This window comes from Psychromonas ossibalaenae ATCC BAA-1528, from assembly GCF_000381745.1.
Lineage (GTDB): Bacteria > Pseudomonadota > Gammaproteobacteria > Enterobacterales > Psychromonadaceae > Psychromonas > Psychromonas ossibalaenae.
In genome coordinates this window covers 24,992-36,860 of record NZ_KB907018.1, presented here as the reverse complement: position 1 = coordinate 36,860, position 11,869 = coordinate 24,992, and the positions used below count along the sequence as shown (strand labels likewise).

Below are 11,869 nucleotides of genomic sequence, written 5' to 3'. Positions count from 1 at the left end.
GCTAGACACCTATTAGAAAAAGCCCTGATGGAAACATCAGGGCTTTTTTGCTTTTAAAATCTAAGATGGCCCCATCAACGTCAAACAAAGTTTCCACGATTACAGCGAACTTCCTTATGCTGCTAGCATAAGGGTTTAGCCTACATTCTCCACTGGACCAAAGGACCTTGCTCTCCTTCCCATTCCGAACTCAGAAGTGAAACGCAGCTGCGCCGATGGTGCTTAGTTGCATCTTGTTTCCTTGAACCTTGTTCAAGGGACTGCAATACAAAAGGGTCTCCCCATGTGATAGTAGGGCGAGTTGCGCGACAGCGATGTGTCACGAGCGGGTGAGCTCTGCGAACCCTGTCCCATCGCCATTTTCCAGCATCATATGATAGCCGTATTATCTCCAAAACCCTGCTCTATCGCCTTTTTCACCCTAATGCCAATGCTATCTCTTTCTCCGCAAAGTGCAGGCCTTTGTTGTGTGCTGTTTTTGTTAATTCAGGTAAGCGGTTGCAGAGCATTGCAGTATGGATTGAATCTACCATGCGTACGTCGTGATAAGTGCACCAGAACTGCATACTCATGTTCTGGGTTGTATAAACCGGCGTATTGATAGATTTTTCTGATGTGGAGTTGGAGGTGTAATAAACTTCATTCTTCCAGCGGTTTATACCGGTGATTTTTCTCCATGTGCCGTTGCTGCATAATAAAACCTGTCCGCGCGAAAAAATCATAGTATTCCCCTTAATTAGTTGAATAATTTAGCTTTGATAATATAAAGGCATATTTGTAGATACTTATTATTAGTTATAGTTCATCGCTTTGTTATTGGTAGGCTGTTTGGATTAATTATTGTCTTTAACGATTAGTAAGTCGATTTTAGCTTTGCTTGATTTTGTACCTTTAGACAAAGACATTTAGTGATATAATTGTCGGCTATTTTATTTATCGGAGTTTTCCATGAACCCAAACCACACTATTACCACTATGATTTCCGAAGAAGAGATCAAGAAACGCATTCAAGAGATGGCTGTCGAAATTAATGAACGCTATAAAGACAGTGAATCCGTTGTTCTTATCGGTTTATTACGCGGCTCAGCTATTTTCTTAGCTGATTTAGCTCGTTTACTTACCGTGCCTGTGGTTTTAGATTTTATGGCTACTTCAAGTTACGGTAGTGGTACAGACAGCTCAGGAGATGTGAAAATATTAAAAGAGCTTGACGAAGAAATTCATGGTCGTGATGTTTTAATTGTTGAAGATATTATAGATACTGGAAATACGCTGACTAAAATTAAAAAAATGCTTCTGTTACGCGATCCAAAATCTTTTGCTATCTGTACATTACTTACTAAACCTTCTCGTAGAGAAGTAGAAGTACAAGTGGAATGGGAAGGTTTTTCTATCGAGGACAAGTTTGTTGTTGGGTACGGCATCGATTACGCTCAACGTTATCGTAACCTACCTTATATCGGCTTCGTTAGTTTTACTTAATAAGGCTGAAGACAGCATGTACGCAATAGATCTCAAAGGTATTAAGAAAGTTTATAAGGGCGGAGTAGAAGCCTTAAAAGGCATCTCTTTAAAAGTTCAGGAAGGTGACTTTTATGCGTTACTTGGCCCAAACGGCGCAGGTAAGTCGACGACTATCGGTATCATTTCATCGCTGGTTAATAAAAGTGCAGGACAGGTTACGGTTTTTGGGTTTGATTTAGACAACCAGCTTGAACAGGCGAAAAGCCAAATAGGTCTAGTGCCGCAGGAGTTCAATTTTAATCAGTTTGAGCCGCCGCTGCAGATTCTTGTTAATCAGGCTGGTTATTACGGTATTAAGCGTAAAGAAGCCTATATTCGCGCTGAGAAGTACCTTAAGCAGCTGGATCTCTGGGAAAAAAGAGATGAACCTGCACGGGAATTATCCGGCGGTATGAAACGTCGTTTAATGATTGCACGTGCTTTAATGCATGAACCCAGACTACTTATTTTAGATGAGCCGACTGCCGGAGTCGATATCGAAGTTCGTCGTTCTATGTGGGAGTTTCTACAGAAGTTAAATGCACAGGGAGTAACGATTATCCTGACTACGCATTACCTTGAAGAAGCTGAAATGTTATGCCGCAATATCGGTATTATCGATAAAGGATGTTTAGTTGAAGATACCAGTATGAAATCGCTTCTGGCTCGACTCGACAGTGAAATATTTATTTTAGATGTTGATCCGCTAACCCACTTACCCAGCAGTAAAAGTTTTAAAATCACCCAGAGTGATGAAAACACCTTAGAAATAGAGCTCAGTAAGCAGCTGTCACTCAATAAAGTTTTTGAAGAATTAACTGCTCAGGGAGTGCGTGTTAACAGCTTACGGAATAAAGCTAACCGTTTAGAAGAGTTGTTCCTTGAGCTCGTAGAAAAAGGCAGCATAAATGATAAATAGTAATTATGCGATAGCGTTAAAAAGTATCTGGATAAAAGAGATCAACCGTTTTTTACGTATCTGGATACAGACTTTAGTGCCGCCCGCCATTACCATGACATTATATTTTGTGATCTTCGGTAACTTGATTGGCAAGCGTATTGGTGAAATGGGAGGCTTTGATTATATGTCTTTCATCGTTCCGGGATTAATCATGATGTCGGTGATCACCAACTCCTATTCTAATGTCGCTTCTTCATTTTTCAGTGCCAAGTTTCAGCGTAATGTAGAAGAGCTGCTGGTTGCGCCGGTACCGAATTACATTATTATCTGGGGTTATATCGGTGGCGGTGTCGCGCGTGGATTAATGGTTGGTTTTATTGTTACCTGTGTATCGTTGTTTTTTGTTGATTTACAGATATTTAATATTTTTGTACTGCTTCTGAGTGTTTTATGTACATCTATTTTGTTTTCGATCGGCGGTCTGTTGAATGCAATTTTTGCACGTACTTTTGACGATATCAGTATTATCCCGACCTTTGTTCTGACACCGCTTACTTACCTGGGCGGGGTTTTCTATTCAATAAGTTTACTACCGGATTTCTGGCAGGGAGTTTCCCATTTTAACCCGGTATTTTATATGATTAACGCCTTCCGTTACGGGTTTTTAGGTATTGCAGATGTTTCATTAGTCTGGTCTTTTTCTATTATTGGATTATTTATTGTGGTGCTTTACAGTATTGTCGCATTACTGCTTAAAAAAGGGATTGGTACACGTTCATGAATGAGTCAGGTAATTCTAGAGTGATCAGCTCGAATCAGGAAGGTTTACACGAGCAGTTAGATGAGGTGGTATTAAAACACCTTAAACATGCTTTTCGTAAACCATATCAGGAGCACACTTTAGCTGCATTCAAAGAATGTGAAAAGTGGGTTGAACAGCAGGGTAAAGCGATTATCTTTGATTCCTGCTGCGGAGTAGGTGAAAGTACTTACCACCTGGCTAAAAAGCATCCAGAGGCGATTGTCCTAGGCATGGATAAGTCAGCGGATCGTTTGTCAAAACATCCGCAGTCAATTGCGGATAATTACCGTTTACTGCAGGTTAATCTTAATGATTTCTGGCGTTTAGCGGTAGAAGCTGAGTGGCAGTTAAGTCACCATTATCTTCTTTATCCTAATCCATGGCCGAAAGCGAAGCACCTGCAGCGCCGCTGGCACGGCAGTGCGGTTTTTCCTTCTATTCTGCAGCTTGGCGGCGAGCTGGAGTTGCGCAGTAACTGGTTTACTTATATTCATGAGTTTGAACGAGCTTTAGAGCTTGCCGGGCAGCAGAGTAAAGTAGAACTGTATACAAGTGAACAGGCGATTACTCCTTTTGAACGTAAGTACTGGGCAAGCGGGCAGAAGTCGTTACGATTAACGGCCGGCCTTAAAGGTTAACTTGTTCTTTTAAATGTCTGCTTATAAAAGGGATGCTGTTATGCATCCCTTTTTATTGCTTTCGGCGAAATTTTTTTCTGTTTTAGCAGGTCTCTATTCCTACAGTTAACTTTGTTAGGGATAGTTATGCTTATAAAATTCAGAAAAAAATCAGATATTAAAGAGTCAGCTTTAACCAGTGAAAGTTTTTATAACAATCGACGTACAGTTATAAAAGGATTAGGTTTGGCTGCTTTAGGGCTTCCTTTTGCTAATCAGGCAAAGGCGGGCTTATTTGATCTGCTTTCTGATAAAAAGGATGATTCTGACCGTGCTGCTTCACAATTTAAACGCTCTTTACTTACGTACTCAAAAAACAGCAGTTACCAGTCCTTAACGCCGCTAACGCCTGAAAAAAAGATCCTGCAGTACAACAACTTTTATGAATTCGGTACCGGCAAGGCGGATCCCTTTGCATCTTCACAACAGTTTAAAGTCGATCCCTGGTCGCTAACCATTGACGGTTTAGTTGATAAACCGATTACTCTGCATTATGAAGACCTGTTGAAACGATTTGATATCGAGGAGCGTTTATATCGTATGCGTTGTGTAGAAGCATGGTCGATGAATATTCCCTGGTTAGGTTTTACATTAGCATCATTAATTAAATCTGTTTCCCCAAAGAGCTCGGCTAAATACGTACGCTTTGAAACTCTTTATGATCCTAAGCAGATGCCGGGGCAGGCATCTCGTCGTATCGGCGGCGGTATTGACTACCCTTACGTAGAAGGTTTAAGGCTGGATGAAGCGATGAATCCCCTGGTGATGCTCTCAGTTGGTTTGTACGGTAAAACATTAGCACCGCAAAATGGTGCGCCGATACGGTTAGTGGTGCCGTGGAAATATGGTTTTAAGGGAATTAAATCTATAGTACGTATTACCCTTACCGATAAAGCACCATTAAATACCTGGCAGCAAATAGCATCTAATGAATATGGTTTTTTGGCTAATGTAAATCCGGATGTGGATCATCCCCGCTGGAGCCAGGCGAGTGAACGTTTTATTGGAGAAGGTAACTTATTTTCACAAAGCCGCAAAGCAACACTGCCTTTTAACGGCTATCAGGAAGAAGTTGCAGAGCTTTATAAAGGCATCGATTTAAGACGTTATTTTTAGGATTAAAATGAAGATTTCAACAAATGGTTTACTGCTTATAAAATCTGTTATTCACCTCGCTTCATTAGGCACGCTTTTATATTTATGGTATTTAATTGATCAGGATTTACTGGGGGCAGATCCGGTCAAAGAGATGATTCATTTTTTAGGTAAAACAGGCCTTAATTATCTGTTCTTAACTTTGACGATAACACCGCTAGCTAAGTACTTTAAACAGTCCCTATTGATCAGAACCCGGCGTCTTCTGGGATTGTATTGTTTCTTCTGGACTTGTTTACATCTGACGATTTTCCTGTGGTTAGAGTTAAACTGGGAGTTTGCATTGTTTATAGATGAAGTGATTAAACGTCCTTACCTGTCTCTTGGTGCTGTTACCTGGATTATTCTGCTGTTGCTGAGCATCACTTCTATCACTGCGCTGAAAAAGAAAATGAAGAAAGCCTGGTTTACCCTGCACCATTTTGTATACCTGGCTGTTTTTCTGGCGGTAGTTCATTATTACTGGTCGGTGAAATCAGGGTTAACAGAGCCGATAATCTACTTTATTATCTGTCTGTTATTACTTGTCGCCCGAAGAAGCTATTTTAAATCTCTGCTGCTGAGTTTTAAAAGGCCTGGTCGTTAATATAAAACCGCGCTCCTTTTTGAGCACGGTTTTGCTGTTCTTCTGATTGAATCCTCAATTAGAAAGAGTAGCCTATTTCAATCGCACTAATCACGTGTTTAGGTGTATCGCTAGAATTGACTCCTTTAACATTTGCTCCGATATAGACCCCCGTATCGAAGAAGTGGCGGACACCGGCCGCTACTGCTATAACAGTGCCGGTTTCAATATGATCATAGCGCTCTATTGTACTGTTGTGGCTGCCTACTGCACTATATAGCTGTGTATTGGTGGTGAACATATAACCGGCTTCAAACATAAAGCCTGTATCAGATACAGTCTTTTTGTAATAGTCTATTTGTGTATCACCATAGTGACGGACTTGTTTGTAACCATATGAATACATTGCACTTATGCCTAATGTAATGCCGTTTTCCAGTACCCTTGTTACGCCGCCCGTTATGCCTAGACTCTCTGTGTGTTCCAGATCATTGTGTAGTCCGGAAGCGCCGATATGGATTATGGTTGTATCACGTAAAGCGTCTGCTTGTACCGCTGCGTTTAAAGACAGAGTAAGTAAAACCGATAAACCGATGCTGCGATATGACATTTTTTCATGTTATTTACCTTTAAATTTATATGAGCTGGAGTAATAGTCTTCATTAAACCTCCTGTTCAAGGAATGAAATAAGTTTAAAGGAACAGGTAAATATAAAAATGCGGTGAACTTTAGTTGTTGTATGAATATGGTTTATGTATTGGCGGTATTATTCTAAAAGGTATAATAATGAGTAGTGGGTGGAAGGTAAGGAAATAAAAAATCCGATAACAGCTGACTGTTATCGGATTTATCAGTGCACCACATTGTAACCAGCTAAATCGGTTTATGCGACTTGAACCGGTACATCTTTGCTGGTGCGGACAATATTGTTGTGCGCATCTAAATAAACCAGACTTGGTTTATGATTAGCAATTTCTGCTGCATTTAAACTTGCGTAAGCACAGATAATCACACGGTCACCAACCGCGGCCATACGCGCAGCTGCGCCGTTGACAGAGATTATTTTTGAGCCGCGTTCACCAGAGATAGCGTAAGTTGAAAAACGACCGCCGGTTTCAATGTTATAAATTTCAATTTTCTCGTATTCTAGAATGCCGGATTGATCAAGGAAGTCTTGGTCGATAGCACACGAACCTTCATAGTTTAACTCAGCGTGAGTTACTCGAGCTTGATGAAGTTTGCCGGTAAGCATTGTCTTTTGCATACAAAAACCTTTCTTTTCTAGTAATAATTCGCTGAATTTTTCAGCAAGACGGCGACTATAAAGTAAAACGCTGACTGGTGCAAATTTATGCCCGGTCCGGTAGTTCGACTAAAATCACTTATCTACCTGCTGATTTCAGCATCTAAAAGACGTCAGCTTATACGCAAACGCCTCGTGTATAACTTTTCTACTTAACGAGATTGACCACTTTATTATCAATTAAGCGGGTTGAACCTAAAAATGCAGCCATTAAAATAACCGCCTGCTGGGTTTTACTGCTGACTGCCTGTAACGTGGTGCTGTCAACAATATGAATCGCGTCAGTATTAAAACCGTTATTATCAAGTTCTCTTGATGCATCATGAATCAGCAGGCCATGTTCTGCCTTCTGGTTTTGTACATCAAGCGCCAGCTTATTCATCACTTTTGCTAATAATGGTGCCTGCTCTTTTTCGCAAGCGCTGAGCTTGTTATTACGTGAACTCATCGCTAAACCGCTTATTTCACGCACTGTGGCAACTGGAATGACTTCTATCGGCATTGCCAGGTCAAGCACCATCTGTTTGACGATTGCCAGCTGCTGAAAGTCTTTCTCGCCGAAGCAGGCGTAATCCGGTTGAACAAGATTAAATAACTTATTTACTATGGTGCTCATGCCGCGAAAATGTCCCGGGCGAAGTTCACCTTCTAAGCAGTCAGATAAGCCGGGTACTTCAACATAAGTCTGTGCAGCTAAGCCGTTCGGGTAAATCACATCTGCACTGGGAGTGAAAACAATATCCACACCTTCCTGCTGCAGTAATTTACAGTCAGCTTCAAGTGTTTTCGGGTAATTATCTAAATCAGCAGCATTATTAAACTGCATCGGGTTAACAAAAATACTCACCACTAAAACAGGTGCTTTTTTCTTACCCTGACGCACTAAAGTTAAATGTCCGTCATGTAAATTCCCCATGGTCGGCACAAAAGCAACTTCCTGCTCTTGTGATTTAAGCTGTTTTATTTTTTCACGCAGCTCGTTAGGATCATTAATAATAAGCATATGCTGATATTCTCTAAAATTTATTTAGTAAAAACTGTGTTCAGAAGAAGGGAACGATCCGTTTTCCACTTGTTCTTTATAAAGTGCAACCGCACGGCGAATATCACCCGTTTCCACTAAAAAGTTTTTAGAGAACTTAGGGCAGAATCCGGCTGAAATTCCAAATGCATCATGCATTACTAGAATTTGTCCGTCAGTCCCGCAGCCTGCACCAATACCGATTACCGGTATTTTTAAAGCTTTAGTCACACGCTCTGCAAGAGATACCGGCACACACTCTAAAACCAGCAGCTGTATGCCTGATTTTTCTAGTAATAAAGCGTCACTGATCAGTTTTTCTGCCTGCTCATCTTCGCGTCCCTGTATTTTATAACCGCCGAAAACATTAACAGACTGAGGTGTTAATCCCAGATGTCCGCATACAGGAATACCGCGTTCAACCAGGCCTTTAACTGAATCTGCTAACCATTTTCCGCCTTCTAGCTTCACCATATTGGCGCCGGCACGCATTAAAACAGCAGCGTTCTCGAAAGTCTGCTCTGCAGTTGAGTAGCTCATAAAGGGTAAGTCTGCGATGATAAGTGACTGTTGAGCAGTACTTGCAACAGATTTTGTATGATATTTTATATCATCAACGGTTACCGGCAGAGTCGAGTCATGTCCTTGTAAAACCATGCCCAGCGAGTCACCGACCAATAAAACCTGAATGCCTGTCTGGTCAAAAATAGCTGCAAAACTTGCATCATATGCGGTAATACAGGTTATTTTTTCATTGTCTTGTTTCATTTTAGCCAAACGAGAAACGCTAATTTTAGCCATGATAGCTCCTAAATCGGAAAGTATTTATAAAGTGGTGTTTGCGGGTGATTTTTTTATTTTATAACTGACCGATAGCGGTTAGTCCATTTTTATCACACTGCTCTGTTAATTGCGATAAATGTCTCATATCTGGTAACACAAGATCCGGTGCTATTTCCTGTAGTGGATAAAGCACAAACTCTCGCTGTGTCATTCCGTAATGGGGAATAGTAAGACGTTCATTATCAATATTCTGATTATCATATAAGATAATATCAAGGTCTAAGGTTCGCGGTCCCCAGCGGTTTTCTTTGCGTACTCGACCTTGTGCAAGTTCGATTTTCTGTAATTCATCTAATAGTTCAAGTGCGCTCAGCTGCGTATCTAGCTCGACAACCGCATTGACATAATCCGGCTGGTCCTGCGGTCCCATCGGAGTGCTACTGTATAGTGAAGAGCACTTCAGCAGGGTTGTTTTCGGCAGCTGATGCAGCGTTTTTACAGCTAATTTAGCCTGGCTGAGCGGGGCCGCCTGATTACTACCTATGCCGATATAACTAATCATTACTGCTGATCGCTTTTGCTTTACGTTTAGCGTTTGAGTATTTACGTTTTTTATAAGGTTTTTTACCGTCGCCTTTATGCTCGCCTGGTTTATGTTCAGACGCTTTGTTGGTTTTATGACTGTAATTGTGTTCCGGTAGTTTGTTATGCAGCTGATATTCCTGCCACCATGCTGTTAACTCTGCAAGCTCAGTGCTTTGTTCTACTTTGGCACGCAGTGAGAGGAAGTCAAAAGCCGCCCGGAATTTAATATGCTGGTAGACACGCTGTGCACGTTTACCGCCGAAACGGGGAAGGCGCTGCTGCAGGATCCAGATATCACGAACCGCCGCGGTAAAGCGTTTTGGTATAGCAATGGTTTTTACCTGGATGCTCAGTACTTCATTCATTGCCAGCATAAATGCATCATGGTAATCCATGCCGCTTTCAAAACTCATTTCCTGAGCACGCTGTTCAAGCGGATACCACAGCATAATTGCGTAGATATAAGCGGGTGTAACACGTTTACCGTCAGCAATACGCTGATCCGTGTCGATTAAAGCCTGCTCAATAATAGCGTTTGCTTTATCGTCTTCACCCTCTTTGAACAGAATTGGAAATAACATCTGCAGCAGTTTATATTCTTTTAATAAACGGTAAGTTGCTAGCCCCTGCCCGGAAAGCAGTAATTTGATCACTTCATCAAAATGACGAGCGGCCGGAATATCCTGCAGAAGCGGTGCCAGGCGGCGGATCGGTTCGGCGCACTGTTCGCTGATAGTAAGATCTAGCTTAGCGGCAAAACGAATGGCACGCATCATGCGCACAGGATCTTCGCGGTAACGCACTTCAGGATCACCGATTAAGGTTAATTTGCGTTCAGCTAAGTCATTCATGCCGCCGCAGAAATCATAAATTGAAAAATCAGCAATATCGTAATAAAGCGCATTAACGGTAAAATCACGGCGCTCGGCATCTTCATCTAATTCGCCGTAAACATTATCACGCAGCAGCATTCCGCCTTGTGACTGTTTTACTTTCTGTTTGTCCTGCGCGTCTTTTTCATCATGATGACCACGGAAGGTCGCCACTTCGATCACTTCGCGGCCGAATAAAATATGTGCCAGGCGAAAGCGGCGGCCGATTAAACGACAGTTGCGGAACAGGGCTTTAACCTCTTCCGGTGTCGCATCAGTGGTAATATCAAAGTCTTTTGGTTTTAAACCGAGCAACAGATCGCGCACACCGCCGCCGACTAATAAAGCGCGGAATCCGGCATTATGTAAACGATAAAGTACCTTTAGGGCATTTTCATCAATATCCTGGCGTGAGATGGAATGCTGATCACGAGGGATTTTGTATTTATCCAATGCTGCCGCTGAAGGTGCCTGCTTGCTTTTCTTGGCAAACACTTTCTTAACGAATTTGCTTAATCGTTTAATAACTCTATCCTCGGTGATTGATACTGACAGCTAATGCATAAAATAAAAGAATCTTTGTTCTCTGGTAGCTATATCTTTGCTGTAATAATTTGGCTTGAAAAAATAAGCGCTTATTTTATGTGCGCGACAGGGGAAAAACAAATAAATTTTGAATTTGTGACCTGCTTTTACCGATATAACTGTTTTACAGTCGTTTTAATGGGCGCTTCGTGGTTTTATTATTCGAAAATAATTTTTAAATCTTAATTTCAGATTTTTTAGGTATGCTGCTTAATGACCAGTTTTTGACTGCCCAGTCTAATATTTTCGAACAGTCCTGCGTATGCATCGCTAGCGGAGCCGGCTGCCCGAGAAAATCTAACGCTTTTAATAAAGTAGGTACGGGATTTTCTTTGTCGATTGCTAGTGCATGGTTTTGTTTGGATAGTTTTAAACCCGGTGCGGTTACAGCAACCGGCAGATGAATATAATCCGGTTCTTGTACATTAAGAAGTTTATACAGGCTGATCTGTTTACCCGTGGTAGAAAGCAGATCTGAACCGCGTACCACCTCGGTTATGCCCTGATATATATCATCAATCACGACTGCAAGATTATAAGCATAAAAGCCGTCTTTGCGCTTAATGATAAAATCTTCCGTCGCTTCAAGCGCATTCAAATACACATCACCCTGCAGGCGGTCGTGAAAATGTGTGACAGGCTGAGCGAGATTGTGCAGGTTAATGCGTAATGCATGCTTGTGCTGCGCTAAGTGTTTATTACGACAGGTGCCGCGATAAAGGCCACCCTGCAGCTTAATGATTTTTCGTGTGCAGGCGCAGGCGTAACTCAGATTGAGGTCCGAAAGTTTAGCCAGGAGCTGTTCATAGGACCGGCTGCGGGTGCTTTGATAAATAACATCACCATCCCAGTTTAAGCCGTAAGCTTGTAGTGTCTGTAGAATATCCTGCGCCGCGCCGTGAACTTCGCGAGGCGGGTCAATATCATCTATACGTACCTGCCATGAGCCCTGCTGCGATTTTGCCTGCAGGTAGCTGCCCAGGGCTGCGATAAGTGAACCGAAATGCAGGGCGCCGGAAGGAGAAGGGGCAAAACGTCCGCGATAAGGTTTTTTGTTACTCAAAAAGTCACACTCCACAAACAAAAACGGCTAGCACAAGGCTAACCGTTATTTTT

General features: G+C 41.9%; 14 protein-coding genes. 6 read left to right on the top strand and 8 right to left on the bottom strand.

The features are described from left to right. Positions 1–416: 416 nt before the first annotated feature. Positions 417–722, bottom strand: coding sequence for a hypothetical protein (locus G327_RS0119335; RefSeq protein WP_019616460.1), 306 nt, complete (start codon positions 720–722; stop codon positions 417–419). A 226-nt stretch (positions 723–948) separates the two neighbouring features. Here G327_RS0119335 and hpt point away from each other — a divergent pair, with 226 nt between their 5' ends. The 6 genes from hpt (at position 949) to G327_RS0119305 (ending at position 5,624) form a co-directional block, all read left to right on the top strand. After that, a complete protein-coding gene (gene hpt, locus G327_RS0119330; protein ID WP_019616459.1) occupies positions 949–1,482 on the top strand; it encodes a hypoxanthine phosphoribosyltransferase in 534 nt (177 codons plus the stop codon). A gap of 16 nt (positions 1,483–1,498) precedes the next feature. Continuing rightward, the gene (locus tag G327_RS0119325; RefSeq protein ID WP_019616458.1) at positions 1,499–2,422 is read left to right on the top strand and encodes an ABC transporter ATP-binding protein; all 924 of its coding nucleotides are present in this window, start codon (positions 1,499–1,501) and stop codon (positions 2,420–2,422) included. Next, positions 2,412–3,185, top strand: coding sequence for an ABC transporter permease (locus G327_RS0119320; RefSeq protein WP_019616457.1), 774 nt, complete (start codon positions 2,412–2,414; stop codon positions 3,183–3,185). The genes G327_RS0119325 and G327_RS0119320 overlap by 11 nt, the downstream gene beginning before the upstream one ends. Beyond that, a complete protein-coding gene (gene trmB, locus G327_RS0119315; protein ID WP_019616456.1) occupies positions 3,182–3,844 on the top strand; it encodes a tRNA (guanine(46)-N(7))-methyltransferase TrmB in 663 nt (220 codons plus the stop codon). Before G327_RS0119320 ends, trmB begins: the two co-directional genes overlap by 4 nt. Before the next feature lie 126 nt (positions 3,845–3,970). Beyond that, on the top strand, positions 3,971–4,999 hold the full coding sequence (gene msrP / locus G327_RS0119310) for a protein-methionine-sulfoxide reductase catalytic subunit MsrP (protein WP_019616455.1): 1,029 nt from the start codon (positions 3,971–3,973) through the stop codon (positions 4,997–4,999). Between the two features lie 7 nt (positions 5,000–5,006). Then, the gene (locus tag G327_RS0119305; RefSeq protein ID WP_019616454.1) at positions 5,007–5,624 is read left to right on the top strand and encodes a protein-methionine-sulfoxide reductase heme-binding subunit MsrQ; all 618 of its coding nucleotides are present in this window, start codon (positions 5,007–5,009) and stop codon (positions 5,622–5,624) included. A 58-nt stretch (positions 5,625–5,682) separates the two neighbouring features. Here the strand turns inward: G327_RS0119305 and G327_RS0119300 are convergent, their stop codons facing one another. The 7 genes from G327_RS0119300 to gluQRS form a co-directional block, all read right to left on the bottom strand. After that, complete coding sequence (locus G327_RS0119300) at positions 5,683–6,213, bottom strand: hypothetical protein (RefSeq protein ID WP_019616453.1); 531 nt, start codon at positions 6,211–6,213, stop codon at positions 5,683–5,685. A gap of 274 nt (positions 6,214–6,487) precedes the next feature. After that, a complete protein-coding gene (panD, locus tag G327_RS0119295) occupies positions 6,488–6,868 on the bottom strand; it encodes an aspartate 1-decarboxylase (RefSeq protein ID WP_019616452.1) in 381 nt (126 codons plus the stop codon). Between the two features lie 187 nt (positions 6,869–7,055). Then, positions 7,056–7,910, bottom strand: coding sequence for a pantoate--beta-alanine ligase (gene panC / locus G327_RS0119290; RefSeq protein WP_019616451.1), 855 nt, complete (start codon positions 7,908–7,910; stop codon positions 7,056–7,058). A 24-nt stretch (positions 7,911–7,934) separates the two neighbouring features. Further along, the gene (panB, locus tag G327_RS0119285; protein ID WP_019616450.1) at positions 7,935–8,729 is read right to left on the bottom strand and encodes a 3-methyl-2-oxobutanoate hydroxymethyltransferase; all 795 of its coding nucleotides are present in this window, start codon (positions 8,727–8,729) and stop codon (positions 7,935–7,937) included. A 58-nt stretch (positions 8,730–8,787) separates the two neighbouring features. Next, positions 8,788–9,273 carry a 2-amino-4-hydroxy-6-hydroxymethyldihydropteridine diphosphokinase gene (folK, locus tag G327_RS0119280; protein WP_019616449.1) on the bottom strand — a complete coding sequence of 162 codons (486 nt, stop codon included), beginning with the start codon at positions 9,271–9,273 and terminating at the stop codon, positions 8,788–8,790. Next, positions 9,266–10,663 (bottom strand): polynucleotide adenylyltransferase PcnB, encoded by a 1,398-nt coding sequence (gene pcnB / locus G327_RS25145; protein WP_019616448.1) that lies wholly within the window; start codon positions 10,661–10,663, stop codon positions 9,266–9,268. Before pcnB ends, folK begins: the two co-directional genes overlap by 8 nt. A 265-nt stretch (positions 10,664–10,928) precedes the next feature. Continuing rightward, positions 10,929–11,816, bottom strand: a complete 888-nt coding sequence (gene gluQRS, locus G327_RS0119270) for a tRNA glutamyl-Q(34) synthetase GluQRS (protein WP_019616447.1) — start codon at positions 11,814–11,816, stop codon at positions 10,929–10,931. Positions 11,817–11,869: the final 53 nt, after the last annotated feature.

Coding starts and splice junctions, on each gene's coding strand:
- G327_RS0119335 (WP_019616460.1), bottom strand. CDS start 722: ATGATTTTTTCGCGCGGACAGGTTTTATTATGCAGCAACGGCACATGG.
- hpt (WP_019616459.1), top strand. CDS start 949: ATGAACCCAAACCACACTATTACCACTATGATTTCCGAAGAAGAGATC.
- G327_RS0119325 (WP_019616458.1), top strand. CDS start 1,499: ATGTACGCAATAGATCTCAAAGGTATTAAGAAAGTTTATAAGGGCGGA.
- G327_RS0119320 (WP_019616457.1), top strand. CDS start 2,412: ATGATAAATAGTAATTATGCGATAGCGTTAAAAAGTATCTGGATAAAA.
- trmB (WP_019616456.1), top strand. CDS start 3,182: ATGAATGAGTCAGGTAATTCTAGAGTGATCAGCTCGAATCAGGAAGGT.
- msrP (WP_019616455.1), top strand. CDS start 3,971: ATGCTTATAAAATTCAGAAAAAAATCAGATATTAAAGAGTCAGCTTTA.
- G327_RS0119305 (WP_019616454.1), top strand. CDS start 5,007: ATGAAGATTTCAACAAATGGTTTACTGCTTATAAAATCTGTTATTCAC.
- G327_RS0119300 (WP_019616453.1), bottom strand. CDS start 6,213: ATGTCATATCGCAGCATCGGTTTATCGGTTTTACTTACTCTGTCTTTA.
- panD (WP_019616452.1), bottom strand. CDS start 6,868: ATGCAAAAGACAATGCTTACCGGCAAACTTCATCAAGCTCGAGTAACT.
- panC (WP_019616451.1), bottom strand. CDS start 7,910: ATGCTTATTATTAATGATCCTAACGAGCTGCGTGAAAAAATAAAACAG.
- panB (WP_019616450.1), bottom strand. CDS start 8,729: ATGGCTAAAATTAGCGTTTCTCGTTTGGCTAAAATGAAACAAGACAAT.
- folK (WP_019616449.1), bottom strand. CDS start 9,273: ATGATTAGTTATATCGGCATAGGTAGTAATCAGGCGGCCCCGCTCAGC.